19 protein-coding genes and 1 pseudogene are annotated in these 26,454 nt (G+C 71.8%); 10 read left to right on the forward strand and 10 right to left on the reverse strand.

The genetic code is table 11. The features are described 5' to 3' along the window. Positions 1-10 precede the first annotated feature (10 nt). From OG453_RS12315 to OG453_RS12335, 5 genes are all read left to right on the forward strand, one after another. Complete coding sequence (locus tag OG453_RS12315) at positions 11-3,718, forward strand: S8 family serine peptidase (RefSeq protein ID WP_266867351.1); 3,708 nt, start codon at positions 11-13, stop codon at positions 3,716-3,718. 356 nt (positions 3,719-4,074) lie between these two features. Then, positions 4,075-6,399 (forward strand): glycosyltransferase, encoded by a 2,325-nt coding sequence (locus OG453_RS12320; protein ID WP_266867352.1) that lies wholly within the window; start codon positions 4,075-4,077, stop codon positions 6,397-6,399. Further along, complete coding sequence (locus OG453_RS12325; RefSeq protein ID WP_266867354.1) at positions 6,396-7,631, forward strand: acyltransferase; 1,236 nt, start codon at positions 6,396-6,398, stop codon at positions 7,629-7,631. The genes OG453_RS12320 and OG453_RS12325 overlap by 4 nt, the downstream gene beginning before the upstream one ends. 373 nt (positions 7,632-8,004) lie before the next feature. Next, entirely contained in the window at positions 8,005-9,072 is a 1,068-nt protein-coding gene (locus tag OG453_RS12330) for an esterase-like activity of phytase family protein (RefSeq protein ID WP_266867356.1), read from the forward strand. A 33-nt stretch (positions 9,073-9,105) separates the two neighbouring features. Continuing rightward, positions 9,106-9,474: a DUF488 domain-containing protein gene (locus tag OG453_RS12335; protein WP_266867358.1), complete on the forward strand. Its 369-nt coding sequence runs from the start codon at positions 9,106-9,108 to the stop codon at positions 9,472-9,474. 9 nt (positions 9,475-9,483) lie between these two features. Here OG453_RS12335 and OG453_RS12340 read toward each other — a convergent pair whose 3' ends face one another. Then, positions 9,484-11,181, reverse strand: a complete 1,698-nt coding sequence (locus OG453_RS12340; RefSeq protein ID WP_266867360.1) for a serine/threonine-protein kinase — start codon at positions 11,179-11,181, stop codon at positions 9,484-9,486. A 222-nt stretch (positions 11,182-11,403) separates the two neighbouring features. Here OG453_RS12340 and OG453_RS12345 point away from each other — a divergent pair, with 222 nt between their 5' ends. From OG453_RS12345 to OG453_RS12365, 5 genes and pseudogenes are all read left to right on the forward strand, one after another. Beyond that, complete coding sequence (locus OG453_RS12345) at positions 11,404-11,703, forward strand: hypothetical protein (RefSeq protein WP_266867363.1); 300 nt, start codon at positions 11,404-11,406, stop codon at positions 11,701-11,703. A gap of 93 nt (positions 11,704-11,796) precedes the next feature. Next, complete coding sequence (locus tag OG453_RS12350; protein ID WP_266867365.1) at positions 11,797-12,531, forward strand: HAD family hydrolase; 735 nt, start codon at positions 11,797-11,799, stop codon at positions 12,529-12,531. A gap of 194 nt (positions 12,532-12,725) precedes the next feature. Further along, a pseudogene (locus OG453_RS12355) lies at positions 12,726-12,926 on the forward strand (response regulator transcription factor); the annotation flags it as partial. A 98-nt stretch (positions 12,927-13,024) separates the two neighbouring features. Further along, positions 13,025-13,888, forward strand: a complete 864-nt coding sequence (locus OG453_RS12360; RefSeq protein WP_266869824.1) for a RimK family alpha-L-glutamate ligase — start codon at positions 13,025-13,027, stop codon at positions 13,886-13,888. A gap of 222 nt (positions 13,889-14,110) precedes the next feature. Then, the gene (locus tag OG453_RS12365) at positions 14,111-15,310 is read left to right on the forward strand and encodes a Cmx/CmrA family chloramphenicol efflux MFS transporter (protein WP_266867367.1); all 1,200 of its coding nucleotides are present in this window, start codon (positions 14,111-14,113) and stop codon (positions 15,308-15,310) included. Here the strand turns inward: OG453_RS12365 and OG453_RS12370 are convergent. Genes OG453_RS12370 through OG453_RS12410 form a run of 9 tightly spaced genes read right to left on the reverse strand, consistent with a single transcriptional unit; the run spans position 15,238 to position 26,414 of the window. Next, on the reverse strand, positions 15,238-15,858 hold the full coding sequence (locus OG453_RS12370) for a hypothetical protein (protein WP_266867369.1): 621 nt from the start codon (positions 15,856-15,858) through the stop codon (positions 15,238-15,240). The genes OG453_RS12365 and OG453_RS12370 overlap by 73 nt on opposite strands. Beyond that, positions 15,839-16,678 carry an FkbM family methyltransferase gene (locus OG453_RS12375; protein WP_266867371.1) on the reverse strand — a complete coding sequence of 280 codons (840 nt, stop codon included), beginning with the start codon at positions 16,676-16,678 and terminating at the stop codon, positions 15,839-15,841. The genes OG453_RS12370 and OG453_RS12375 overlap by 20 nt, the downstream gene beginning before the upstream one ends. Then, a complete protein-coding gene (locus OG453_RS12380) occupies positions 16,675-16,902 on the reverse strand; it encodes a Trm112 family protein (RefSeq protein WP_266867372.1) in 228 nt (75 codons plus the stop codon). The genes OG453_RS12375 and OG453_RS12380 overlap by 4 nt, the downstream gene beginning before the upstream one ends. Then, positions 16,902-17,816 (reverse strand): hypothetical protein, encoded by a 915-nt coding sequence (locus tag OG453_RS12385; RefSeq protein ID WP_266869825.1) that lies wholly within the window; start codon positions 17,814-17,816, stop codon positions 16,902-16,904. Before OG453_RS12385 ends, OG453_RS12380 begins: the two co-directional genes overlap by 1 nt. Before the next feature lie 16 nt (positions 17,817-17,832). After that, a complete protein-coding gene (locus OG453_RS12390; protein ID WP_266867373.1) occupies positions 17,833-18,588 on the reverse strand; it encodes a bifunctional 2-polyprenyl-6-hydroxyphenol methylase/3-demethylubiquinol 3-O-methyltransferase UbiG in 756 nt (251 codons plus the stop codon). After that, the gene (locus tag OG453_RS12395; protein ID WP_266867374.1) at positions 18,585-19,949 is read right to left on the reverse strand and encodes a condensation protein; all 1,365 of its coding nucleotides are present in this window, start codon (positions 19,947-19,949) and stop codon (positions 18,585-18,587) included. The genes OG453_RS12390 and OG453_RS12395 overlap by 4 nt, the downstream gene beginning before the upstream one ends. Beyond that, complete coding sequence (locus OG453_RS12400; protein WP_266867376.1) at positions 19,946-24,538, reverse strand: DUF3367 domain-containing protein; 4,593 nt, start codon at positions 24,536-24,538, stop codon at positions 19,946-19,948. The genes OG453_RS12395 and OG453_RS12400 overlap by 4 nt, the downstream gene beginning before the upstream one ends. Continuing rightward, positions 24,535-25,254 carry a class I SAM-dependent methyltransferase gene (locus OG453_RS12405; protein WP_266867377.1) on the reverse strand — a complete coding sequence of 240 codons (720 nt, stop codon included), beginning with the start codon at positions 25,252-25,254 and terminating at the stop codon, positions 24,535-24,537. Before OG453_RS12405 ends, OG453_RS12400 begins: the two co-directional genes overlap by 4 nt. Beyond that, entirely contained in the window at positions 25,251-26,414 is a 1,164-nt protein-coding gene (locus OG453_RS12410) for a glycosyltransferase family 4 protein (RefSeq protein WP_266867378.1), read from the reverse strand. The genes OG453_RS12405 and OG453_RS12410 overlap by 4 nt, the downstream gene beginning before the upstream one ends. Positions 26,415-26,454: the final 40 nt, after the last annotated feature.

Here is a 26,454-nt window from a genome sequence, read left to right on the forward strand (position 1 = left end):
GAGGGCACCCATGACCAGAGCACCCGCGTGGCGAAGAGCGAGGCTGCTGCCGGCCTTCGGCCTCGCGTTCGCCCTGCTCCCGGCAGGGCAGGCCGCCACCGCGGCTCCTTCCGACGCGCCGCAGGGACGAGCCACGCCCGCCGCCCACACCGTCACCCTGGTAACCGGCGACAAGGTCACCGTCACGGAACTCGGCGGCGGCAAGAAGACCGTCACCGTCGACCGGCCCGAAGGGTCCACCGGAGCCGTCCGGAGCGAGATATCGGGCGGCCGCATCACCGTCGTACCGGACGAGGCGCGGCCCTATCTGAACGTGGGGACCCTCGACGAGCGGCTCTTCGACGTGACGGAGCTGATCCGGCAGGGGCTCGCCGGGAAGAAGGCCGGCCCTCTTCCGCTGATCGTCACCTACGAGAAGACGGCGCGTGCCGCGGGGCAAGAAGTGCCGCGTGGTGCCGACAAGGTGCGGTCGCTGCCGAGCGTCGGCGGCGTCGCGGTGAAGGCGGGCAGGCCCGGCACGTTCTGGCGGTCCGTGGCGCCTGATGCCGTCAACTCCGCAGAATCAAAGGGTGGTTCACGGGAAGGTGAGCTCGCCGGCGGCATCGGCAAGATCTGGCTCGACGGCCGCGTCGAGGCCGACATGGCGCAGAGCAACGAGCAGATCGGCACCCCCAAGGCCTGGGAGGCGGGGCTCACCGGCAAGGGCGTGAAGGTCGCCGTCCTCGACACCGGGGTCGACACCTCCCACCCCGGTCTCAAGGACCGTGTCGACGCCACCAAGAGCTTCATCCCGGGCGAGGAGGTCGCCGACCGCAACGGCCACGGCACCCATGTGACCTCGACTGTCGGCGGCAGCGGCGCAGAGTCCGACGGCGACAAGGAGAAGGGCGTCGCGCCCGGCGCCGCCCTCTCCGTCGGCAAGGTGCTCAGCGACGCGGGCTCGGGCAGCGAGTCGCAGATCATCGCGGGCATGGAGTGGGCGGCCAAGGACGTCGGCGCCAAGGTCGTGTCGATGAGCCTCGGTTCGCAGGAGGCGAGCGACGGCACCGACCCGATGGCCGTCGCCGTCGACACGCTCTCCAAAGACACCGGAGCCCTCTTCGTCATCGCCGCGGGCAACACCGGCGCCCCCTCCTCGATCGGCTCGCCCGGCGCCGCCGACTCCGCGCTGACGGTCGGGGCCGTCGACTCCGCCGACAAGGCCGCGTACTTCACCAGCCAGGGCCCCCGCTTCGGCGACAACGCCCTCAAGCCCGACCTGTCGGCCCCCGGCGTGGACATCCTCGCCGCCCGTTCCCAACTCGTCGGCGGTGAGGGCTACTACACCAAGATGAGCGGTACGTCGATGGCGACCCCGCACATCGCGGGCGCCGCGGCCCTGCTCGCCGAGAAGCACCCCGACTGGAGCGGCGCGCGGCTCAAGGACGCGCTGATGTCGACGTCCGCGCGGCTCGACGCCTCGGCCTATGAGCTGGGCGCGGGTCGCGTCAGCGTGCCCGGCGCGATCGACGCCCGGATCACCGCGAGCGGCAGCGCCGACCTGGGCTTCTACTCCTGGCCGTACGGCGACAACAAGCCGGTCACGAGGACGCTCACGTACACCAACTCATCGGACGCCGCAGTGGAGTTGACGCTTGCCGCCGAGGGTGCGGCGGAGGGTGTCGCGACCCTCGCCGACAAGACGCTCACCGTCCCGGCGCACGGCACCGCCTCGACCACGGTGATCGGTGACGGCGCGAAGGCGCCCGTCGGCAACACCAGCGGCCGCATCGTCGCGAGCGCCGCCGGGAAGCCGGTCGCGCACACCGCGTTCGGCCTGGTCAAGGAGGAGGAGCGGTACACGCTCACCGTCCACGTCAAGGACCGTGACGGCGCCGCCACCGGGGCGGGCCTCGTGCTCCAGCGCCTCGCCGAGGAGGTCGACCCCTTCCAGACGGAGGTCGGTGACTCCGGCACGCTGGAGCTGCGCCTGAGGCCGGGAACGTACGCCCTCTCCTCCTTCCTCGACGTGCGCGGCGCCGGCGGCAAGGACTCCCTCGGCCTCGGCTTCCTGGCCGCGCCCGAGATCGTCCTCGACAAGGACCGCGAAGTCACCCTGGACGGACGGAAGTTGCGCGAGGTCGGCGTGGACGTCGGCCGGCGCACGGAGACCCGCCAGCTCCTCATGGAGTACGACCGCAAGGCGAACGGCGCCGAGCTGATGGGCGCGGTCCAGGTGCCGGTCAAGTACGACAGCGTCTTCGCGGCGCCCACCGAGAAGGTGACGAAGGGCAGCTTCGAGTACCGCACCGTCTGGCGTCTGGGCAAGTCCACCCTGGACGTGAAGGGACTCGGCGAGGTCGTCGCGCAGCCCGGCGGCACCGTCACCGACGGCCGCAGCAGGCTGCCGCTCGTCGACGTGGGCGGCGGCACGGCTGCCGAGTACGCGGGCAAGGACGTCAAGGGCAAGGCCGTCGTCGCGCGCCGCTCGGCGGCCGCGACACCCGCCGAGCTCGGGCAGGCCGCCCAGGACGCGGGCGCGAAGGCGCTGTTCGTGACGGACGACGTGCCGGGGCGTCTGAACGCCTGGTTCGGCACGGACGACAACGCGGACCGGCCGCTGCAGATCGGCACGGTCGGCGCGGCGGACGGCGCACGGCTCATCGCGGCGGCGAAGGCGGGCAGGGCCGTGGAGACCACGGCGACGTCCCGCACGCCGTACGTCTACGACGTGTCGGAGGGCCACAAGGGAGCGGTGCCGCGCGACCTGACGTATGAGCCGTCGAAGCGTGAACTCGCCGTCCTGGACACGAAGTTCCACGCGGTGAAGCCGGTGGCGGGCGGCGAGTTCCGCTACTCCCTGACGGACACCTTCGCGATCGGCTTCGGCTTCCAGGAGGAGATCGACTACCCCGTCGAGCGGACGGACTACGCATCGACGGGTGCGGGCCAGCTGTGGCACGAGTCCGTGTCGGTCGGCCCCGGCGCTTTGGAGGAGCGCGGCGGCCTCGTGAAGTACCGGGGCGGTCAGCGCTCCACCCTGAACTGGTTCAAGCCGGTGTGGCATCCGTGGCTGGGCACGGGGCTCGGCTGGGGGCAGCAGCGGGCCGGCAACACCCTGGAGTTCAACGTGCCGGGGTGGGGTGACTCCGGGCCCGATCACACGGGGTTCGGCGACGTGTGGAACGACGACTCGATGACGCAGGTCAGTGCGGTGTACGCGGACGGGGAGCTGGTGGACCGGCGGCAGAGTTCGGGGGTCTATGTGTGGGACGCGGATCCCGCAGAGCGGACGTACAAGGTCGTGACGGACACGACGCTGGACCCGGGGCGGTGGCGGCTCGCGACGAAGGGCCACTCGGAGTGGACCTTCAAGTCGAAGGAGACCCCGGCCGACCGGAAGACGTTCCTTCCCTTGCTGAACCTCGGGTTCGACGTGGACACGGACCTCGCCGGGGACGTACCGGGCGGGCGGACCGTGGACGTCGGGATCTTCTCCGAGTACGTCAAGGGAGCGGCGGACGTCGGGACCATCGGCGGCGCCAAGCTGGAGGTGTCGTACAACGACGGCGCGAACTGGACGGAGGTCGCCCTGGACCGGAACGGCGAGAAGGCGTCCTGGGGTGGCGAGTTGAAGGTTCCTGGGTCTGCGGAGTTCATCTCGCTGCGGGCGTCGGCGAAGGATGACAGGGGCGGCTCGGTCACGCAGGAGATCGTCCGGGCGGTGGGGGTGAGGTAAGGGGCAGCCCCCCCGTACAAGATGGCCTCAAACGCCGGCCGGGCTGGATTTATCCAGCCCGGCCGGAATCATTCAGCCCGTCCGGCGTTTGAGGACGAACTCGGCGGAGCCGGTGATGGACGACCGCGGGGCAAGCACACCGCAGGCCCACGCACCCCCTGCACGCACTCGTAATGCAGGCGTTACGCCAGTGAAGGTGCTGTGTCACAGTGATCGTTGAGGCTGATGTAGCCGATTGCCCCGGTTTCTGGGGCTAGTTGGCGGCTCAACAAACGAATCCGGTCCTCCCCCCACAATCCGAACAGGATGGGACCACACTGATGACCCTTCAATTGCCCCTGGGGCCCGATCCACTCATGTCGGCCGCGCCCCCCGGCGGCCACGTCCTGGCCGTAGGTTCGCCGGGGCCAAGCCGTGAACTGCTCACCCGGACGCTGAAGCTCACCGGGTACGAAGTCACCCATGCCGTACCCGGCGACGTACACCGTCAGGTCAGGCTCGCGCCGCCCGACGCGATCGTGGCCCTCGACGACGGCCCGGACGGTCGGCGCCTCGGCCTCGACGTCATACGGGAGGTGCGCGCCGACCCCGCAGGGCAGGCGCTGCCCCTGCTCATGGTCACCGGGGCCCGCACGCACGCCCCCGGCACCGTCGCCGATCTGCTGCAGAGCGGCGCCGACGACTGCCTGCCGGAGGCGTCCGACCCGCGTGAGCTGTCCGCGCGGATAACGGCCAAGCTGCACCGCGTCCCGGTCCCGGTCGAGAACCTGCTGCGTGACCCGCGCACCGGCCTCTACTCGGGGCCGCACTTCATGGACGAGCTCGACCGCGAGCTCAGCCGCCCGCCGGCCGCCCGGCGCGGCGGCGTGCTCGCCGTCGTCGGCGTCGCCGAGATGGCCGCCCTGGAGTCGCGGCTCGGGCCGCGCGTGCGGCGCGAGGTCGCCGAGCGTCTCGCCGGTGTCGCCGAGAAGATGGGCGGCGTCTGCGACCGGCTCGGCTGGGACGAGGGCGGGCAGCTGCTCGTGCTGATGCCCGGTGTCGACGAGGAGACCGCCACGCGGAGCCTGCGGGAGTTCGCCGCGTCCGTGGCGGGCACCCGGTTCGTCGTCGCGGACGAGAACGTCCGGCTCACCCCGGCGATCGGCTGGACCCCGCTCGCCGAGTACGCCGACCACAGCCGGGCGGCCGAGCACGCGCGGGACGCCGTGTCCGAGGCCGTACGCCACCGGGACCTGCGCCCGGTGCGCTACGAGCCGTGGATGCGGGCGAGCGCCCCGCACGGCCACCGCCGCGCCCGCGCCGGGTTCCGGGTCCTGCTCACCTGGCTGACCCGGCTGATCTCACCCGTGCTTCCCCTTGTGCTCGGCGTGGGCGTGCCGTTCGCGCTCTACCAGCAGGCGTACGAACTGGGCTGGGACGCGGCCGGGTTCGCCTACTGGGTGGTGGTGGCCGGGCTCGTGCTCTCCGCGCTGCTCATCATGCTGGAGTGCCTGTTCTCGCTGGACGCCACGCCCAGGCCCGACCGGGCCGGCTCGCCCTATCCGGCCGCCAGCGCCGTCATTGCCGCGTACCTGCCGAACGAGGCGGCGACGATCGTCGACACCGTCGAGTCGTTCCTGCGGCTCGACTACCCCGGCGAGCTGGAGATCGTCCTCGCGTACAACACACCGCATCCGCTGCCCGTCGAGGACACCCTGCGGGACATGGCGGCCGGCGATCCGCGCCTCGTGCTCCTGCCGGTCGTGGGCAGCACGTCCAAGGCGCAGAACATCAACGCCGCGGTGACGCGGGTGCACGGCGAGTTCGTCGGCATCTTCGACGCCGACCACCATCCCGCGCCGAACGCCTTCCGGCACGCGTGGGACTGGCTGTCCAACGGCTACGACGTCGTGCAGGGTCACTGCGTCGTACGCAACGGGGACAGCTCGTGGGTCGCCCAGACGGTCGGCGTCGAGTTCGAGACGATCTATGCCGTCAGCCATCCCGGACGGACCCGGATGTACGGCTTCGGGGTCTTCGGCGGGTCGAACGGCTTCTGGCGCACGGACCTCCTCGCCAGGACCCGGATGCACGGCTCGATGCTCACCGAGGACATCGACTCGACGATGCGTGCCCTGAACGAGGGCGCCCGGATCGCCATGGACCGGACGCTCATCTCGCGTGAGCTCGCGCCGACCCTGCTGCGGCCGCTGTGGAACCAGCGCTCGCGCTGGGCGCAGGGCTGGCTCCAGGTGTCGCTGCGGCATCTGTGGGGCGCGCTGCGCTCGCCGGTGTTCTCGCGGCGCCAGAAGACGGGCCTGTTCGTGCTGCTCGGCTGGCGCGAGGTGCAGCCGTGGCTGACGCTGCAGATCCTGCCGATCCTGGCGCACGCCGCCTGGCGTGCGGGCGGCGTGGACCGGCTGGACTGGGCGGTGCCGGTCTGCCTGATGGCGGCAGCCGTCACGATGTCCGCCGGGGTGGTGCAGGCCGCCTTCGCCTGGCGGCTCGCGGTGCCCGAACTGCGCCGCCGCAAGGCGTGGTTCTGGCGCTATCTGCTGGTGTCGACGTTCTTCTACAGCCACTTCAAGAACATGGTGGCGCGCCAGGCGCACCTGAAGGAGGCGCTCGGCGACCGGCAGTGGCGGGTCACGCCACGGGCCGCCGCCGCCCCCGAGGCCGCCGAACCGGCGGTGCGGGCATGACCAGCACCCTCACCCCCCTCACGGCCACCCGGCCCAGGCCGGCGCCTCCCGCTCCACGCCCGTCCCGCGGCCGTGCGCTCGAACTCCAGGGATACCGCGGCCTCGCCGCCCTGAGCACGGTCCTCTTCCACGTATGGCAGGAGTGGTACACCTACGACGCGGCGGGCGCGCACCCGCCGGTCGACAGTCCCTGGCTGGGCGCGCTGGTCTCACTGGAGGTGATCGACCTCTTCTTCGTGATGTCCGCGTATCTGCTCACGCTGTCGTACGCCCGCGCGGCCATCGACGGCGGCACGATCCGCACCGGCCGGAGCTTCCTCTTCCGGCGGGCGATCCGCATCCTGCCGCTGTACTTCCTCGCGGTGCTCGTCGTCTGGGCGAGCCGCAATCCGACCCTGCCGGGGGACTGGCGGGACCTGGTCGAACACCTCACGTTCACGCACATCTTCGACCAGGAGCGGATCTTCTACACCCTCGGCCCCACCTGGTCCCTGTCCCTGGAGGTCGCCTTCTACCTGGCGCTCATCGCGCTCGGCCCGCTGGCGGTGCGGGTGTGCCGGAGGCTTTCGACACGGCGGGCCCGTGTCGCGGTGTGCGCTTCGGGGTGCGCGGCGCTGTTCGTCCTGCCGGTGGTCTGGATCTCCGTCGCGCGTTACGTCGTCGGGGTGCCGCACACCAACTGGCCGGTGTACTTCGGACCGCAGGCCCGCTTCGGGGGGTTCGCTGCGGGCATGGCGCTCGCGGTGCTGCTCGTGGCGCTGGGTGAGCGGGGCCGGCTGAGCGCGCGGGCGACGGTGCCGCTCTCGGCGGGGGCGCTGGCGGGGCTCTACGCCCTGTCGTACCTCTCCGAACCGGAGAACTTCGCGCACACCTACTACCACCCGATCGCGTCCGTGCTGTGGTTCACGCTGCTCTACGCCACGCTGCAGGTCCGCTCGGGCGAACAGGTGCGCTGGCACGGCGTGCTGCGGGCGCGCTGGGTGACGGCGGTCGGGCTCATCAGCTACAGCCTCTACATCTGGCACGAGCCGGTGATGCTCTGGCTCATCAAGTCCGGTCTGGTGCCGACGAGTCAGGCCGGTTTCCCGTTCGCCGCGCTGATCGTGCTCGCGGTCGCACTGGCCGTCGGCACGGCGAGCTACTGGCTCATCGAGTACCCGGCGAGCCTGCTCGGCAAGGCGAAGGACGGCAAGGGCGGTGCGCGGGAGTTCTATCCGGATCCGACGCGCTGACACGGCGGTGCCGCCTCCCCGTGGGACGGGGGAGGCGGCACCGTGCTGAGAACTCCGGGTGACGTCAGACCAGCCAGCCGAGGAAGTGGGCGAGACCGGCGACGACGTCAGTGATGAGGTTCATGGTGGTGCTTCTCCTTGTGGGACGTGCTCAGGTCTTCTTCCAACTCCCGGACCTCGTATGGGACATGGGCCGGGAACGCGGCAACTACGGTCTGCAGCCCGTCGCTTGCGTTCCGTAATCATCGTCAATCGCATGCGTCACATGCAATCCCTGAGGCGACGATCACCTGTTCCAGGGAACACCTGCTCCCTTGTTCGCATTTTCGGGATCGGATGCTGTACTGACGCCCCGTCAATCAAGGGGCTGCTCATGCGATCTCGGAGAACAGTGCTCGCGGTGGCGTCGACCTCCGCACTCCTGGCGACGGGAGCCGCTCCCGCTTCCGCCGACCGCGCGGCCTGCTCCCCAAGGGTGTCCGTCTCCGGCTACTCCGACGCCCTGAACAAGACCACCGTCGACGGCCGCCCGGTGGGAGGCCTCTCGGCGCTCAGTGTCGAGCGGGACGGCAGCGTGACCGCGGTCTCCGACCGCTCGGCGCTCTTCGCGCTCGATCTGCGCGGGAGCGAGCCACGCGCCACGGGGTTCGTGCCGCTGGCCGACGAGACGGGCGCGGTGCTCGACTCGGAAGGGCTCGTCACGGACCGCGACGGCAGCCGCCTGGTCGCCGACGAGCGGGCCCCTTCCGTCCTCCGCTACGACGAGGACGGAACCACCCTCAGGGGCCGGTTACCGGTCCCGGACCCTCTCCGGGTGGCCCCGGCGGGCCGCGCCCGGCAGAACCAGACCTTCGAGAGCCTCGCCCTGCTGCCCGGCGGACGCACCCTGGTCGCGGGGATGGAGGGCCCGCTGGCCGGCGACGGCACGGACGCCGCGGGGCGCACCCTGAACCGCGTACAGACCTGGCAACGCGGCGCGCACGGCGGCGAGTTCCGCGTCGGGCCGCAGTACGGGTACGCCGTCGACCCCGGCATGGGTCTGGTCGAGCTCGCGCCGGCCGGGGACGGCCGCCTCCTCGTCCTGGAGCGCGGCTTCACACCGGACTTCATGATCTCCGTACGGCTGTACGTCGCAGAGGTGCGCGGCGCCGAGGAGACCGGCGCGGTGCAGCACCTGGACGGGAACACGCGCGTGCTGCGCAAGACGCTCCTGGCCGATCTCACCGACTGCCCCTCCCTGGGCGCACCCTCGAACCTGCCGCCCGGCAACAACCCGCTGATCGACAACATCGAGGGCATGGCGGTGACCGGCCGCGGTGGTCACGGCGGTCATGGCGGTCACGGCGCGCTGCGGCTGCTGCTCGTCAGCGACGACAACGAACTGCCGCAGCAGATCACCCGCCTCTACAGCCTTCGGGTGAAGCTGCCGCCGCGCCGGTGAAGGAGCGGCCGCGCGGGGCGCGACGATGGGGCCATGGAGACCCAGCCGTTCCCCGTGCGCCGCGTGTACGACCCGCCGAACGAAGCCGATGGCGTACGCGTCCTGGTGGACCGCCTGTGGCCGCGAGGCGTCTCCAAGGAACTCGCCGTCATCAGCGAATGGCCCAAGGAGGTCACGCCTTCCAGCGCGCTGCGCACGTGGTTCCATCAGCACCGGGACGAGTACGAGGAGTTCGCGCGCCGCTACCGCGCCGAGCTCGAAGGACCGGAGCAGCAGGACGCGATCCTGCATCTGCGGGAGCTCGCGGACGCCGGGACGGTCACCCTGATCACCGCGGTGCGGGACCCGGAGCACAGCCATGTCCCCACGCTGCGGTCCGTGCTGCTGGAGGGGAAGGCCTGAGCCCCTGCGTCAGGAGCCGCCCAGAGTGAAGGACTGGTGCGCCTCGACGAAGTGGCGCTCACCCGCCGCCGCACGCCCGGCGGGCGCGGAGACCCACAGGTCGTACATCTTGCCGCCCTCGTCCCAGCTCAGGTCGTAGGTGCGGCGCGGCCCGCCGTCACCGGCGCCGCCGTCCCAGGTGAACTCCCAGACGGCGGCGGGGTGGCCGTTGTGCGTGGTCTCGCGCACCGAGCCGTCGCGGTAGCCGGGGTAGTCCGAAGGCCCGTCCTTGTGCGCCTGCCGCATCACCGCGACCGGGCCATCCGGATCGAGCGGCTGGGGGTGGACGCCGATGCGGAAGACGTTGTCCGCCGAGTTGTAGAAGACGCGCGGCGGTTCGTTGGAGCGGACGAATCCGGTGGGCGTCGCCATCGTGAACCCCGTTGGGTCGTCGACCGTCTGATAGCCCGCGGGGGCGGGATCCTCGGCGGGCTTGGAGGGGGTCTTCGTCCCGGCGGGGGTGGGCTTGGCGGTGCCGTCGGTGGAGGGCTTGGGGTCGATGGCCGGCTTCTTGCCGGGGCTCTTCGGCTTGTCGGGGTTCTTGGAGGGCTTCTTCGTCGGAGTCTTCGACGGCTTCGCGCTCTCCGGCTTCTCACTCACCTCGTCGGCAGCCCCGCCGCTCCCCGTGGCGTCCGTCTTCGTGCTGCTGGAGTCGTCCCGCGTCATGACCCACGCGCCCGTGCCGCCCGCGGCGAGCGCGAGCACCAGGGCGCCGGCCAGGAGCGCCGTACGGATCCGGGGGCGTGCGGTGGGTGCGGGGGCGGCGCCGAGCACGATCGCGTCGTCGGACGGGGGCGGCGCCGCGGGTCTGCGGGCCACCGGAGTGCGGGGCACGGTCGGCATCCGCTCCTCCACGAGGAAACCGCGCAGCGCCTGCTCGGCCTCGTCGGCACCGAGCCGCTGTGCCGGATCCCGCTCAAGCAGTCCCCGTACGACAGGAGTCAGCGGACCGGCGGATTCCGGCACCTGGATCTCGTCCATCACGACGGCGTGCAGAACCCCCGCCACCGAGTCGCGATGGAACGGCGACTCGCCCTCCACGGCGGCGCAGAGCAGCACGCCGAGGGACCACAGGTCGGACTCCGGGCCGGTGCGCTTGCCCGACATGCGCTCGGGGGCGGTGTATTCGGGCGAGCCGACGAACGCACCCGTCTCGGTCAGCGTCGTCTGCCCGTCCACCTGGGCGATCCCGAAGTCGGAGAGCACCACGCGCTCCGTGGCCGCTTCCAGGAGCACGTTCGCGGGCTTGAGGTCACGGTGCAGGACGCCCGCCGCGTGGGCGGCACGCAGCGCGGCGAGCAGCGCAAGACCGATCCGGGCGGCCTCGGCGGGCGGCACCGGGCCGTCCACGGCGATCCGGTCGGCGAGCGACCTGCCGTCGATCAGCTCCATCACCAGCCACGGCTGCCCGTCGTGCTGGACGACGTCGTGCAGGACCAGGATGCCCGGGTGCCGCACCTGCGCCACCGAGCGCGCCTCGCGCAGCGTGCGCTCGCGCCGGCTCTCGGCGTCGGCGGGCGAGAGGCCCGCGTCGACGTGCAGCTCCTTCACCGCGACGGCGCGCCCCAGTAGTTCGTCCTTCGCCCGCCAGACCGTGCCCATGCCGCCGCGCCCGAGCGGTGTGGTGATGCGGTAGCGCCCCGCTATGAGATCCCCGTGACTTGCCATGGCCCGCATCATACGAACTCCCGTTGCAGATGGCGCAGTTGGGAGCTCTGATGGTGATGGTGCGGCTGTGCCGTGACCATGCAGTGAAGAGAAGTGAACGGCGCACGTGCCACAGGGATGTGCCCCCGCACGCCGGATACGTGGCGTGCCTGATCGCCTACTTTAGGTGACTTGAGCGGTGCCGCGTAGGGAGCGGCCCGTGCGGCGGAGGGGATCTCACTCATGATGCGACGACGACGCATGGCCATGACCCTGGGGGCGATGGCGGCAGCGGCGACTCTGACACTCGGGATGTCGGGCTCGGCGTACGCGGCGGAAGGCGTCCTGACCATCAACGGCAACGCGTACGTCGACCCGAGCGGCTGCTACCCCGTCGACTGGTTCCCGTCATCGGTGACCAACAACACGAACGCGATCGCCGAGGTCCACAGCGGCCCCGGCTGCTCCGGCCAGGTCGAGTGGCTCGTCTACCCGGGCGAGACCTACTACACGGAAACGGCTCAGAGCGTCTTCATCCTCTGACCCCACGAACGACACCGGCGCCCCGCCCCCACAGGGCGCCGGTGTCTCCGTGGCCTGATCGCGGGCTTACCCGGCGCGCGATAGGAAGGCCGGATGCCAGCTCCCCAACTTCCGTCCGTGTGCGGCCCGGAGGGCCCGATCCGGGCCACCGCCCCGATGCTCGTCACCGCGCCCCGCGCGGTGCTCTTCGACTTCTCCGGGACGCTCTTCCAGATCGCCCCGTACGCCGAACGCATCCGCGCCGCACTGCCGGACCCGGTGGACGAGCCCACGATGGACGCCATCCTCACCGCCCTGGAGAAGGGCCTCGCGGACCCGGCGGTCATCGCGGCGCAGCACGCCCGCGACGTCTCGTCCGAGGCTCACCGCCACGCGTTCACCACCTGGTACGCCTCCGCCCAGGCCCTCGCCCCGCACGCCGGCACCCTCTACGAGCAACTCCGCTCCCCGGAGCACTGGTTGCCGTACGCGGACGCCGAGCGCACCCTGGCCGCGCTCGCCTCGCGGGGCATCGCGCTCGGCATCGTCAGCGACGTCGGCTGGGACCTGCGGGCCACGTTCGCCCGGCACGGCCTCGACGGCTACTTCTCAAGCTGGGTCCACTCGTACGAACACGGCACGGAGAAGCCGGACCCGCACCTCTTCGGCCACGCCTGCGCGGAACTCGGCGTGGCTCCAGCCGACACCCTGATGGTCGGCGACCATCCCGCCAAGGACGGCGGCGCGGCGGGCGCGGGCCTGCGGTCCTATGTGCTGCCGGGTGGGGCGGCGCCGGGGTCCGTGCGGGGGCTCGGGGCTGTGCTGAAGCTCGTGGCTGCGGCTCACTGATCTCGGCGGTGCACCGCCGTCACCGCGACGGCGGCGGCCGCCAGGGGCCACGCCGCGTAGACGGTCCACGCGCCCGTGCTCGTCGACGGTGCGGCCCTCGGTGGCCAGGCGGCGGAAGAGGCCGCATACCCACAACACGCCTTCTGGTTCGAGGCCGTTCCACCAAGGACGCCCGGCCCCGGGGCTCGATCACCGGCATCAGCGACCGCGAACGCGAGGTCCTCACCCTCGTCGGCAGCGGTCTTTCCAACACGGAGATCGCCGCCGAACTCACCATCAGCGTCGCCACCGCCAAGACCTGTCTGACCCGGCTGCTCGCCAAGCTCGACGCCCGCGACAGGGTGCAATTGGTGATCATCGCGTACGAGGCGGGCCTGGTCGGAACACCCCGGTGACCTGGGCATGGGCGTTGTCGGGTGCACGTCGAGGGTTGCTAGCCTGCGGTGCGCACAACCGAACCCAGGAGGCCTCCGTGTCACCCGACCGCCCCGCGATCGCGCTGGTCACCAGCAGCATCCAGCTGGAGACCGGCATCGACCGTGATCTCCCCGAGCTCGCGCGCTCGCTCGGCGAAGCGGGGTCTGACGTGGCCACCGTGACCTGGGACGACCCCCGGGTCGACTGGGAGCGGTTCGACCTCGTCGTCATCCGGTCCACCTGGGACTACAGCTGGCGCGGCGCCGAGTTCCTGGCCTGGGCGGGGCGCGTCGCGCGCCTCACCGTCCTCGCCAATCCGGCGTCCGTCGTGCGGTGGAACACCGACAAGCGGTACCTGGGGGAGCTTGCGGACGCGGGGGTCCCCGTCGTGCCCACCCGGTATCTGGCGGCCGGTGACCCGGTCGAATTCCCGGACGGCGGCGGCGAGTTCGTCGTCAAGCCCACCTCCGGGGCGGGCGCGCGCCTCGCCGCCCGGTACGGGGCCGGCGAGCACGACGCCGCCTCGAAGCATGTCGCGAAGATGCACGAGGACGGGTTCACCGCGATCGTGCAGCCCTATATGCCCCGCATAGACGAGACCGGCGAGCGCGCGCTCGTCTACGTCGGCGGGCGGTTCCTGCACGCCGTCCAGAAGGGTGCGGTGCTTGCGCCGGGGGCGGCGTACGACGATGAGAAGGTGCCGCACCCCGATCTGCGTGCTTGGCAGCCGACTGCTGCCGAACTTGACGTCGCCGAGCGGGCGTTGGCGGCGGTGCCGGGTGCGCCCGAGCTGCTTTACGCCCGGGTGGACCTTGTCGACGACGCGGCCGGGAATCCCTGCGTCATGGAGCTTGAACTCGTCGAGCCGAACCTCTTCATCGACCTTCACCCCGGCTCGCTGGCTGTGGTGACGGAGGAGATCCTGAACGCCGCGAGTTAATCGGGTGGACGTGGCGCGCGAGGCGTGAATAGCCTGCGGCCATGACCAGCCCTGAGTCCGACAGACTCTAGCCACCGGCCCGGCATGTCCGGTGGCCAGTAGTTCTCTCGATGCCGACGCCCCACTGCGGGTGCGTCGTGGCTGGTCGCGCCCACGCGGCGGAGCCGCAAATGTCGCAGCCTCGCGCCCCTGCGGGGGCGCTCCCTTTCGCGGAGTACCTTCATGCCCTTTGCCATCTACATGCTCGGACTTGCCGTTTTCGCGCAAGGAACCTCCGAGTTCATGCTCTCGGGTCTCGGCCCCGACATCGCCGCCGATCTGAACGTGTCCCTGTCCACCGCGGGCACCCTCACCTCGGCCTTCGCCGTGGGGATGGTCGTCGGTGCCCCGCTGATGGCCGTCCTCAGCCGCCGCTGGCCGCGCCGGAACGCGCTGCTCGGCTTTCTCGTGACCTTTCTGCTCGTCCATGTCGTCGGGGCGCTGACCAGCAGTTTCGCGGTGCTGCTCGCTACGCGTGTCGTCGGTGCGCTCGCCAACGCGGGGTTCCTCGCCGTGGCGCTCGTCGCCGCCACCGGCATGGTCGCGCCGGACGCCAAGGGGCGGGCCACCTCCGCCCTGCTCGGTGGGGTCACCATCGCGTGCGTCGCGGGTGTGCCCGGCGGTGCGCTGCTCGGGCAGTACTGGGGGTGGCGGTCGGCGTTCTGGGCGGTGGCGCTGGTCTCGGTGCCCGCCGTCGTCGCCATCCTGCGGTCCGTGCCGGCCGGCGCCCCCGACACGGCCGGGACCGGCGCGCGTGGGGAGCTGCGGTCGCTGCGCGGCCCGCGGCTCGGCGTGACCCTCCTCCTCGCGGCGCTGGTGAACGGCGCCACCTTCTGTACGTTCACCTATCTCGCGCCGCTGGTCACCAACGTCACCGGTTTCGAGGAGAGTTGGGTGCCCGTGCTGCTCGCGCTCTTCGGGGTCGGATCGTTCGTCGGCGTCACTGTCGCCGGGCGGTTCGCGGACGTGCGGCCCGTGCCCTTCCTCCTCTGCGGTGCGCTCGCGCTGCTCGCAGGCTGGGTGCTCTTCGCGCTGACCGCGGGGAACCCGGTGGCCGCGGTCCTGCTCGTCCTCGTCCAGGGCGCGCTGTCCTTCGGCGTCGGCTCGGCGCTGATCACCCAGGTGTTGTACGCCGCGACCGGCGCCCCCACGCTGGCGGGCGGCTTCGCCACGGCCGCGCTGAACGTGGGCGCCGCGGTCGGGCCGGTGGGCGGCGGACTCGCCCTGGGCGCGGGGCTCGGCTACCGCTCGCCGCTGTGGGTCAGCGCGCTGCTGGTGGCGTCGGCCCTCGCGGTAGCACTGGTAAGGCCTCAGGCGCCGTCCGGGAACGACACCCGCTGGAGCAGCCCCCAGGTGAACTCCGCGACGCAGCGCCGTGGTTGACCCGAACCGTCGGGAGCCGTGAAGACGAGCCGCCAGCGCGTCGGTGCCGTGCCCTCCATCGGGTGGGCCGGGGCGAACGCGCGGGCGGCCTCGTCGACCGTGCACGACCAGGGGGTGAGGTCGTCAAGGGTGTGGAGTCCGGGCCCGGGGGAGCCGGGCGCCCGGACCAGCCACTCGTTCCACACGGCGCCGTTCGGTGCGAGCAGCACCTCGAAGCGCAGGGTGGGCCAGAGCGGCACCGGCCACAGCAGGGCCTCGCACTCCAGGTCGCCGATGCGGCGGGGCACGGTGGCGGCCGGTGGGCCGAGCACCGAGCGGTAACGGGAGGCCGAGCCCCGTGCGCGAGGGGAGCGGGTCATCGCCTGCCAGCGGCGGTTGGCCTCGCGCATGTCCGCGATGGAGACGCCGAGCTCGTGGCGGGCGTCCTCCACCAGGTCCGGGTTGTGGTCGGCCATGCGGCGCAACAGGACCAGTTGGAAGTCGAGCGGAGTGAAGGGGCCGGGCTTCGGTGAGGAGGCGGAGGCGGAGCTAGCGGGCATGGGCTCCATGGTCGCGCACCGCGGCGCCTCCCGGGCGGCGGCCGCGGGGAAGGAAGAGCACCGAGTTGACGTACCGGGGGTGCCGGGGCGTGAGGGCTCTGCGCAGTAGCCCCTGCGACACGACGTACGCCGTGTCGTGCTGGTGCGCCTCCAGGTCGAAGCCTTCAAGCGGCAGCCAGGTGTCGTGCGGCAGGACCCAGCCCTGGTAGCCGTGGTGCCGGGTGAGCAGGTCGACGATCGGGGTGATCGGCTGGATACGGGACTCCAGTTCGATGAAGAGCGCCGGGCGGTCGCGGGTGAGCAGATCGTGCGCGCCGCGAAGGACCTGGAGCTCGTTGCCGTCCACGTCGATCTTGATGAAGTCGACGTCGTGCAGGCCGAGTCCGTCGAGCGTCAGGCACGGCACGTCGACCGCCTTCGCGTGGATGTCCCTGCGGATGAGCGAGGAGACACCCCGGTCGCCCCGGTCGCCGCGCGGCAGCCAGAGGCGCGCCGTGCCGGGACGGTCGGTGGCCGCGGCCTGGATCACCCGGACGTTGCCGGGAGTGGAGTCCTCCAGGAGGCGGGCCAGATGCGGCACCGGTTCCACGGTCACCACGCGGCGCGCGCGGGACGCCAGGCGCCGCGACCACGGGCCGTACCAGCCGCCGACGTCGACCGCCGTGGAGCAGCCGCGCGGGCAGAGGTCGCCGAGCCGGGCGAGTTCCGGTTCGAAGCGGGGGTAGACGAGCCGGGCCAGGGCGCCGATCAGCCGGGCGGGAAGGTGCGGGGCGAGGCGGGCGGCGACGGTCTTGTGGGGCCCCGCCGGAGTCTTGTCGGGCCCCGTCACGGTGAGATCCGCTTCAGGAGCTGCTCGTGCTCGTCCTCCGGTATCTGCTCGCCGGAGGAGGGGAGGAGCTGCGGTATGCCGTCGATGATCGGGTAACGGCGGCGCAGCCGCGGGTTGTAGAGGACCTCTTCCGGCACGAGGGGTTCCTCGGGCTCAAGGAGGTGCAGCGGGCCCTTGTCGAGCGGGCACGCGAGGATCTTCAGCAGCGGGTCTTCGGGGTTCATCAGCTGGTCAGCTCCTTGGTGGGGGTGGGGGGTTGGGCAGGCGGCTCGGGTCGGGGGTCGTGCTTGGGCATGGCGAGCAGCACGGACACCGCGAGCGCCGTGCCCGCGATGCGCAGGGCGAGCCGCAACGGTTCCTCCGGCAGCGGCTCGCCGAAGGCGAGGGTCCCGAGTACGGCGGTGAACAGCGCGGTGACCGTCGTGCACACGGGGACGATGAGCGAGGCCCGGCAGCGCTGCAGCGCCGCCTGCGACATGATCAGGCCGAACACGCCGGTGAAGAGCAGGAGATACGGATACGGGGAGCTCAGCAGATCGAGCAGCGCCGAGCCGAGTCCCTCCGTCGTCAGATAGCTGGAGACGCCCTTGATGGCGAGCGAGCTCACGCCGTAGAGCAGGCCGACGGCCACCCCGTACTCGACGCCGGTCGTCGGAAGCCGGTGCCGGTGCCTGGCCCGGCGCTCGGCCGATCCGTACAGCAGGACCCCCGCCGCGAGCGAGGGCAGACAGACGGCGAGGACCAGCGGCACGGGCGCGCTGCGGCTCACCGTGTCCGAGCCCTCCCGCAGCGAAAGCACGACCATGAGCAGCGCGGCCAGGATGGCCCCGACGGCGTACCGCTCGCGCCCGGAGGTCTGCTCGCCGAGCAGCTTGGAGGAGAGCAGCAGCAGAAGGACGAGTCCGGATACGAAGATGCCCTGCGCGGCGGCGATCGGCAGTGTCCGGTAGACGGCGAGCTGCGCGCCGAACCCGGCGGCGAGCGCCAGCGATCCGCCGATCCAGAGCGGGCTGCTGATCACCTGCTTCAGGAGCCGCGCCGGGCTTCGCACGCTGACGGACGGCATCGCGGTCAGGGCCCGCTTCTCCAGGACGAACCCGGTGCTGTAGAGCACGTTCGCCAGCAGAGCGGCGGCCACACCCCACCACATGGCTCTAAGTCCTTCGGGCGTGCAGCAGCAGGATCGACGAGGCGCTCGGCACCGCGCAGGCGAGCCGGTCCAGGGCGCGCAGTGGTCGTGGTACGCCGTGGAAGGGTGCGCCCGCGACGCGGACGACGTCGAAGCCGGACGCGGCGACGAACTCCCGCAGGGCGCGCGCGGTGTAGAGCCGCAGATGCCCGACGACCTCGGTGCCGGGGCGGCCGTGGATCCCGCGCAGGCTCACCTCGGAGAAGACGGGCTGCACCCCGGCGAGCAGCAGCCCGCGGTTGTACCAGGCGGCGAGGTTCGGCGTGGACAGCATCAGATGGCCGCCAGGCCTGAGGACTCTGCGCAACTCGTCGAGCGCGCTGTCGGGGTCCACGAGATGCTCGATGACCTCGCTGAACAGCACGGCGTCGGCCGAGCCGTCCGCGAACGGAAGCCCGCCGTCGGTGAGTTCACCGCGTACGACGTACGAGAGATGGGAGTGGGCGCGCTTGAGGGCGTCCTGCGACCAGTCGACGCCGATGACGCGGTGCCCCGCGAGGAACGGTGCCGCGGCCGCCGCCGCGGTGCCGTCGCCGCAGCCGATGTCGAGGACGACGGCGGTGCGCGATGTGGCGGGGCCCAGGGCGTCGGCGAGCATCCGGGCCTGGCGCAGGCTGCGGGCGTCGCCGGACGCGACGGGGACGGACGGGTCCTCGTAGAAGTCCCGCAGGTCGCGGGGGGCGCTGCTGGTGGAACTGGTGGACCTGGTGGGCGCTGTCATGACGAGGTGCCCTCCTCCGTGGCGTGCAGATAGTGCTCGAAGAGGTCCCGCAGATGGGCCCCGTCCCCATGGCTGAGCAGCGTCTTCGACCAGCGCAGGGCGAGATGGAGGCGGCCCGCGGTGGACGCGGTGGTCACGGTCAGGCCGCGCGGAAGGCGGGCGGGCGCGGAGAACCAGACGGCGTACGCGCGTCCCGCGTCACCGAAGTCGAGCGGGTACGGCACGCGGCCGATGTTGCTGAGCAGCGTGGTGGAGGTCCAGGGCCCGGCGGCTCTGCGCAGGCCGCGGGTGAGGGCGGCCCTGACGGTGACGGGAAGCACGGGGGAGGTCAACAGGGCGGCTCCGTGGCCGAGTTGGGGCCGGTCGAGGGCCTTGAGGGCGCGGGTGCGCTCGGCGGTGCGCCGCAGCAGTGCGCCGATTTCCTCGGGTCCCCATTCCTTCCCGGTCAACTCGCCCGCGCTGAAGGGGACTTCGACGAGCCGGGTGCCGTTGCCGATCGGCATCTCCATGTCGCGCGGCCGGTCGTCGACGGGCATGGTGATCCGGAACGGCCGGGGGCGCGATCCGTGCTCCCGGTTCCAGTGCGCGATCATCAGCGCGGTCGCCACCATGAGCTGGTCGTTCACGGTGAAGGGCGCGCCCTTGGGCCGGCGCGGCACGGCAAGCTCCGCGACGAGCATGCCGTTGCCGGGGGACGGCTCGGGCGTCCCCTTGGACACCCGGGCAGGGGGCGCCCACCCGGAAGGCGCGTCGACCGGGGCCCGTTCCGCCTCGGGGGCGGGCGACGGGGCCGTACGCAACGGGGGAGGAGCGGCGGGGGAGTTGTCCTGGCCGTCGTACAGCTCGGCGGCGGTCGCGAGCACGCGGAGGCAGGCGGGGCCGTCGAGGGCGGTGTGGTTGATGGTGAGGAAAAGAACGCTAGGGGTGCCGTCCTCGGGGCGGCCGTCTGCCACCTCGGAAGCGATCACCTCCATGCGGATCGGAGGTGAGGCCGACAGCGGCGGCGAGTCGGAGAGGGAGCGTATGCGGGCCTTCTTGAGGGCGTCCCGCTCCGGCGGCGGGAACGACACCACCTCGACGTCCGGCTCCGCCGTCAGTTCCCACTCGTAGCGGCGGCGGTACCAAGGCCCCCGCGCCTCCCGCATCAGGATGCGCGGGTGACGGCGCAGGGCCTCGGTGAACGCGGCCTTCAGCCGGGCCGGGTCCGGGGTGCCCGGCAGGTGCACCTCGATGTGCACCGTCTCCGGCTCCTCCTCCTGGAGGCAGTGCCTTGCGACCTCGTCGACGACGGGGAACGGCACGCGTTTCGGCCGCCGTTCGGGTCCGTCCGCGTGACGTGCCGGCTGGTCGAGTGCGGTCATCGCTCTGTGTCCTCCCCCGGGCCTGTCGGGGCCGCGGTCCCCGCGAACCCGCCCGAAGCCTTCGGCCTGCGCCGCCTGAACCGTGTGGTCCGCTCGCCCGGCGGGGCGGGCTCCGGCTGTGCGGACGCGGGCCCTCGGGCGGAGATGGTCGAACTGGCGGCTTGCGGCTCGCCCTCCGACGACTCGCCTTCCGTTTCCGTACCGGCCCCCGGCCCGCTCTCCCCGCGCTTGCGGCGGGGCAGCGGCTGGGTGCCCAAGTCCCGGTCGGGGCCCAGCGGGAGGGGTCCCGTCGAGGGATCAGGAGCCGGCGGGGACGGCGCGGGAGCCGCGGGCGGGGCGGCCTGGGGCGGCGGGCCCCATGGCGTCGCGCCGCCGCTGCCGGGGCCGCCACTGTCAGGACCGGAAGGATCACCCGAACCCCCAGGCCCGGCAGCCGCAGCCGCAGGCACAGCAGTCCCCGAAGCCGAGGACCCCACGCTCACCAGCGCCGCGAACAGCGCGATGATCGCCAGGAGTTGGGCCGCGGGACCGAACGCCCCCTCGTCCGAAGCGATCGGCTCGCCCGCGCCGATGGCCGCCGCGATGCCCGCCCCGGCCATCGCCACGAAGGCGACCGGCACGAGCAGCGCGTGGCGGCGCCAGGCGAGGAGGGCGAGCGCGGGCACGATCAGCGCGAACCAGCCCGCGATCACCGCGGCGACCAGCGTCAGCGCGACCGCGCCGAGGACGAGGCCGGGCGCGGGCGGTGCCGTGTCCGGGCCTTCCGGGTTCGGCTCGCGGCGCCGGATCAGGACCAGGGCGACCAGGGCGAGCACCCCGACGCCACCGCCGATCAGGCCGATCTCGTAGACACGCGAGGGCTCGTAGGTCAGCTTGACGGTGCCGCCCTCGCCCTTGGGGATCAGCCAGCCCTGCTGCCAGCCGTCGAGGCGTACCGACGAGAGCTCCTCGCCGTTCAGCGTCGCCTTCCAGCCGTCGTTGATGTTCTCGTACGTCGAGAGATACGAGGCCGCGCCCGAGCCGACCGACAGCTCGCGCCGGTCGCCGAGCCAGTCCTTGATGTCCAGGGCACGGGACTTCCGGTCGATCGCGCCCGGCGTGCCCTGCGTCATCGAGACGTCCATCAGGGTCAGCGGACCCGCGTCACCGGCCTCGACGGTGTGCTCGCCGGAGCCGAGCGACACATTGGTGTTCTTCTCGCCCCGGCTGCAGAGCGTCACCTCGATGGGACGCCGCTCCACCAGATCCCGCACCGAGCCCTTGGCGCTCGTCGCGTACAGCTTGCCGTCGACGGCGAGCTCCGGGCCCTTGCCGCAGGCGAGTTCGAAGGTCGCGGACGCCTCCGGCTGCGGTGTGCGGTACTTGTCCAGGGCCGGGACGTACACCTCGGTCAGACCCACCGGAAGCTGCAACTCGGCGTCCGCCACCGGGTTGTGCACCGTCAACGGCGCGGTCTCGGTGATCGTGATGGTCATCTCGTCCGTGGTGATCGGCGCGAAGCGCGCCACGCCGTTCTCGTCGACGCCCACGATCGCGGCGCCGTCCGGCGAGCTGATCTCGATCTTCTCGGGACGCGTCGACAGACCACCGGCCGCCGGAAGCACGATCTCGCCGACCGCCTGCTTGTCCGGCCACTTCAGATGGACGACCGGAGTGTCGCCGGCGATCCAGGCCGTCGTCAGGTCGCCGTCCGTCAGATTGCGCGGCGACAGACTCCTGCCGAGCCCCGACGTGGAGTCGGCGGTGGCGATGATCTGGTCCTTCTGCTCGGGCGCCACCTGGTAGAGCAGCTTGTCGAGCTCCTTGCCCGGTACGGCGACCGCGCTCGCGGACACCTCGTAGTCGCCTTCTGCGGGTGTCGTGAAGCGGCGGTGCAGGCCCGACTCGGTGTTCACCGGCGACAGCGCGCTCGGGTCCGACGAGCGGTGCATCGAGTACGTCGTCGCGTCGGCGCCGACAGCGGTGTCCCTGGAGGAGCCCCCGGTGTCCGACGGCATCTTCAGGAGCTTCGTCACCTTCACACCGGGCACGGTGATCTCGGAGAACCCGGCACCGGTGAGACCCTCGTGCCCGATCTGCGCGTCCAGGATCGTGATCTTCAGCCAACTCGACGCACCGGCGGGCGACTTGATCCGCTGCCGCATGCCGTCGGGCTGCAGGGTGCTGGTGGCGCTGCCCTGCTCGGTCTCCACCCGCACCTTGGTGGGCGCGGCCCGCACACCCTCCTGCGGCAGCGGGATGACCTTGATCGAGGAGGGGATCGACTCCTTGGACCGGAACTCGGCCTTGATCCACGAGCCCTTCGGCTTTCCGGGACTGCCCTCGGCCCAGGCCGTCTCGGGGTTCCCGTCGAAGGCGTTCACGGGGTCGTACTGCGGCAGATGGAACAGCCAGTTGCCGTAGCTCGACGCGGTGACGGACTTCGCGCCGCGCAGCTGCGCCGTCGTCTGGTGCTCGATCCCGTCGGTGGGCAGGATCTGATGCGGCTTCTTGCCCGGCTCCTGGAGGGCGTCGCTCGCGTTGCGTTCGCCCGGTCCGTACGTATAAGAGGTGTTGTTGTTGACCAGGCCGAAGCGGGTGTCCGCGCGGCGCAGTCCGTCACCGACCGCCTGGAGTCCGGGCGCCCCGATCCCCGGGTGGTTGTCGCCCGTCAGGACGGAGGGACGGTCCCGCATCGAGGGGTCGGCGGAGAGCGGGAGCAGCGACTCGGGTCCGCCGCTCACCACGGCCGTGTTGGAGACCGCCTTGATCCCGGCCTGGCCGGGGCGTTCCGCACCCGAGCCGGGGGCGTAGATCTCCACCGGGCGCTCGCGCGGATACAGGCCCTCGATCTGGAGCGGAGTGTCGTTGGGGATCTTCCCGCCGGTCTCGGTGGGGCCGAAGCCGGTGACCCGCTCGAATCCCGACTCCTCCAGGGTCCGCTTCACCGTCGCGGTCGGCACGTTGCCGACCTGGTCGGGGTCGAGGTCATTGCGTACGACGACGTAGTACATCCCGGCGCGGGTCAAGTAGTCGCGCAGACCGGGTACTTCACTGCCCGTGGCGAGTGCCTGCTCCACCGCGTCCATCGCGCGCCGGTTGCCGGGCGTGCCGAACGGGACGTAGTCGCGCTGGGCCCAGCGGGACTCGGCGAGCACGTCGAGGGGCTGGTCGATGGGCGAGCCCCAGGTGTAGATGCCGTGCGCGGTCGCGGGCACGACGAGCGCGCGGGAGTCGGGGGAGTACTTCTCCAGCCAGTCGGCCGTCGCCTGCCAGTAGTTGGGCAGCTTCTGGAACGAACCGGGCTGCAGGATCGACCCGTTGAGGTAGGGGAACGCGAGCCCGGGAAGCACCAGTACGGCGGCGATGAGGGGAGCGTACTTGCGGCCCTTCACCGGCCGCGCCCCGCGCGCCTGCGCGGCCACGCCCACCAGGTGCATCAGGCCGAAGACCAGCGCGAGCGCGAGGCCCGTCTGGAACTTGTAGATGTTGCGGAAGGGGACGAGCCCGCCGTTCAGCCAGCTCTGCACGGTCTCGTGGAAGGGCGCGCCGAACGCGCCGCCGTACCCGGCAAGCGTGACCAGGACGACCGAGAGCACGGTCAGGACGAGCCAGCGCCGCTCGGGCAGATCACGCCGGGCGAGGCCCGCGAGGCCGAGCGCAGCCGCGAGCGCCGAGCAGACCACCACGACGACGGAGGTGGCGACCGTCCATCCGGCGGGCAGCCAGGCCTCGCCGAAGTGCAGATACGCGACCCAGTTGCCGGCGCCGCGCAGCGTCTCCGTGGCCGACATCGTGCCGGTCGTGGTGGCCGAATTCTCCACGTACGGAAGGAAGTTCTCGCCGTAGATGCCGAGCATCAACAGCGGCACCACCCACCAGGCGGTCGCCAGGATCACTCCCGGAACCCACCAGGTGATCAGCTTCCGCTTGCGCGGTCCGTTCGGCCGGGAGAGGAGATAGAGGCCCACCGGGAGCAGGGACGCGAGCGTCGCCGCCGCGTTCACGCCGCCCATGAAGGGGATGAAGAGCGCGGAGCGGCACGCCGCGAGACGGGCGCTGATGCGGTCGTTCGTCAGCGGAAGCAGCACCCACGGCAGGAGCGCGCCGGGCAGCGCGGCCGCCGACGTCGACCCGACGACCACGGTGAACGTCGGCCACAGCGCGTACGCCACCGCGCCGAGCAGCCTGCTCGCACTGTTGCCGATCTTCAGCCGCTCGGCGAGCCGCAGCGCACCCCAGAACGCGACCGACACGATCAGCGAGAGCCAGAGCCGCTCCGCGAGCCACACCGGCAGCTGGACGAGCTTGGCCAGGCCGTAGAACGGCAGCATCGGCCAGGCGTAGCCGACGTACTGGTCCTGGATCCCGCCGAAGCCGCCCCGGTCGTGCCAGAGCTGGCCCAGATCGGAGAGGAACTGCCAGGGATCGACGGCGACGCCGAGCTTGGTGTCGAACGTCATCCGCCCCGGTTTGACGGCGAGGAAGAGCACGAGCACAACGGCCCAGAACCCCAGCAGCCAGCGCTTGGAGCGTGGCCCCCGTTCGGGTTCCGGGGCGGCAGTCGTGGGGCGGACCGCCGCCGGGGGTGGGGCCTGGACCGTGGTCATGGACACCGCCTGAGGATGAGGAGGAGATTCCAGGTGGCGAACTCGCGCACGCCGGGCACCTTCGTGATGCCGCCGGCCAGGAACGGCCAGTAGCGGGACCGTGCGGACACGACGGAGACGTCGTCCCTGGCCCGCACCTGGCGCAGCGTGGGGCCGATGTGGTGGGCGAAGAGGTTCTCGCCCAGGGTGTGCTTGGCCTTCTTGCCGGTACGCCGCTCATAGCGGGCCCGGGCCCGGTCGGCGCCCAGGAAGTGCCAGGGCGCCCACTCGTGCCCGCCCCACGGCGAGTACCAGTTGGTGAACGAGACATAGATCAGACCGCCGGGCCTGGTCACCCGCACCATCTCGCTGAGGAACGTCTGCGGGTCGTCCACGTGCTCCAGAACATTGGAGGAGAACGTGACGTCCGCGACGCCGTCCGCGAGCGGCAGCAGATAGCCGTCAGCGACGACCGAGCCCTCGGGGGGCTTGGCGCCCAGCTCCGCCGGGTCCGGTTCGAAGAGGAAACTCTGCGCACCGCGCCGCCGGAACTCCTCGGTGAAGTAGCCACCGCCGCCGCCGACATCGACGACGATCCGGTCCCTGACCGTGCCGTACGCCTCGACCTGGTCGGCGGCGTCACGGGCGAGCAGCGTGTAGCACCGCTCGGGCTCCTGCTGCTCACGCAGGAAGGCCCGGAAGAGGGTCAGGGAACGGCGCAGCGAAGGGTCCTTCACGCGGACCCCTGGGAGGCGTGATATGCGACCGCCTCTGCGGCGACCGTCTGGAACTCGCGTACGGAGTTGGCCCAGCGGAAGCTGGCGGCCCGCTCGCCGGCGGCCTTGCCGAAGGCCGTTCGCCGCTCGGCGCTCAGGGCGAGGGCGCACCAGGCGGCGGCGAAGGAACTCTCGCCGCGGGCGAGGAGCCCGGTGACGCCGTCCTCGATGGAGTCGCGGATGCCGGGTACGTCGAAGCCGACCGCGGGGGTGAACCGAGTGGCGGCCTCGGTGACGACCAGGCCCCAGCCCTCCACCGCCGACGGGTGCAGGAGCAGCCAGGCCTCGCAGAGCAGCCGGTGCTTCTCCGCCTCGGAGACATGGCCCTTGAACTCCACGCCGGGACCGGCGAGTTGCTCGAGCCGCTCCCGCTCGGGCCCGTCGCCGACGATCACCAGACGGCCGCCGGTGACGGGTCTGACGCGCTCCCAGAGCCGCAGGAGCAGATCGATGCGCTTGTACTCGACGAGCCGTCCCATCGCGAGGAACAGCGGCTCGTCGGAGCGGGGATGGAGGGGGCCCGGTTCTTCGACCCCGTTGTGGACTATCCGTATTCGCTCCCGCTCCACGCCTATCGCGCGCAGGGCGGTGGCCGTCGACGGCGAGACGGCCACGAGCAGGTTGCCGCGCTGGGCTCCCGAGAGCGACCAGTGCTCGAGTCTTCGGCCGAGCCGGGCCGCGGGGGCGAGCGCGCCCTGAAAGCGCATCCCCCACAGGTCGGTGTGGACGTGGTTGACCAGGCACAGCGTGGGACCGCGGTGCCACAGCGGCGCCAGGTACGGCATGCCGTTGCAGACCTCGACCAGCAGGTCGCAGTCGCCGACCTGCCGGGCGAAGGCGGAGCGCGAGCGCAGATAGTGACCGAGGTCGCCGCCCGCCGACACCACGCGGTAGTCGCGGAAGGCGGCAGGACCCCCGCACAGCAGGGTGACCTGGTGGCCCAGCTTGCTCAGGCCGTCGGCCAGCCGGTCGACGAGCAGTTCGGACCCGCCCGCGGCCGGATTGCCGAGGTCGCGGCGGGCGAGGAAGACGATCCGGCGCGGCTGTGGGGGAGGCGCCGGAAGGCGCTGCGCGACCCGAGGGGTGGCGGCGCGCAGCGGGGATGGCACGTGCTGGGGCATGCGTGCTCCAACTCGTCAGGGTGCGGATCCGTGGGGGGTG

It is taken from the genome of Streptomyces sp. NBC_01381 (assembly GCF_026340305.1).
Taxonomy (GTDB): Bacteria; Actinomycetota; Actinomycetes; order Streptomycetales; family Streptomycetaceae; genus Streptomyces.

What these genes read in the sequence shown, in the direction of transcription:
- OG453_RS12315 (WP_266867351.1), top strand. Translation starts at nt 11, where the DNA reads ATGACCAGAGCACCCGCGTGGCGAAGAGCGAGGCTGCTGCCGGCCTTC.
- OG453_RS12320 (WP_266867352.1), top strand. Translation starts at nt 4,075, where the DNA reads ATGTCGGCCGCGCCCCCCGGCGGCCACGTCCTGGCCGTAGGTTCGCCG.
- OG453_RS12325 (WP_266867354.1), top strand. Translation starts at nt 6,396, where the DNA reads ATGACCAGCACCCTCACCCCCCTCACGGCCACCCGGCCCAGGCCGGCG.
- OG453_RS12330 (WP_266867356.1), top strand. Translation starts at nt 8,005, where the DNA reads ATGCGATCTCGGAGAACAGTGCTCGCGGTGGCGTCGACCTCCGCACTC.
- OG453_RS12335 (WP_266867358.1), top strand. Translation starts at nt 9,106, where the DNA reads ATGGAGACCCAGCCGTTCCCCGTGCGCCGCGTGTACGACCCGCCGAAC.
- OG453_RS12340 (WP_266867360.1), bottom strand. Translation starts at nt 11,181, where the DNA reads ATGGCAAGTCACGGGGATCTCATAGCGGGGCGCTACCGCATCACCACA.
- OG453_RS12345 (WP_266867363.1), top strand. Translation starts at nt 11,404, where the DNA reads ATGATGCGACGACGACGCATGGCCATGACCCTGGGGGCGATGGCGGCA.
- OG453_RS12350 (WP_266867365.1), top strand. Translation starts at nt 11,797, where the DNA reads ATGCCAGCTCCCCAACTTCCGTCCGTGTGCGGCCCGGAGGGCCCGATC.
- OG453_RS12365 (WP_266867367.1), top strand. Translation starts at nt 14,111, where the DNA reads ATGCCCTTTGCCATCTACATGCTCGGACTTGCCGTTTTCGCGCAAGGA.
- OG453_RS12370 (WP_266867369.1), bottom strand. Translation starts at nt 15,858, where the DNA reads ATGGAGCCCATGCCCGCTAGCTCCGCCTCCGCCTCCTCACCGAAGCCC.
- OG453_RS12380 (WP_266867372.1), bottom strand. Translation starts at nt 16,902, where the DNA reads ATGAACCCCGAAGACCCGCTGCTGAAGATCCTCGCGTGCCCGCTCGAC.
- OG453_RS12390 (WP_266867373.1), bottom strand. Translation starts at nt 18,588, where the DNA reads ATGACAGCGCCCACCAGGTCCACCAGTTCCACCAGCAGCGCCCCCCGC.
- OG453_RS12395 (WP_266867374.1), bottom strand. Translation starts at nt 19,949, where the DNA reads ATGACCGCACTCGACCAGCCGGCACGTCACGCGGACGGACCCGAACGG.
- OG453_RS12400 (WP_266867376.1), bottom strand. Translation starts at nt 24,538, where the DNA reads ATGACCACGGTCCAGGCCCCACCCCCGGCGGCGGTCCGCCCCACGACT.
- OG453_RS12410 (WP_266867378.1), bottom strand. Translation starts at nt 26,414, where the DNA reads ATGCCCCAGCACGTGCCATCCCCGCTGCGCGCCGCCACCCCTCGGGTC.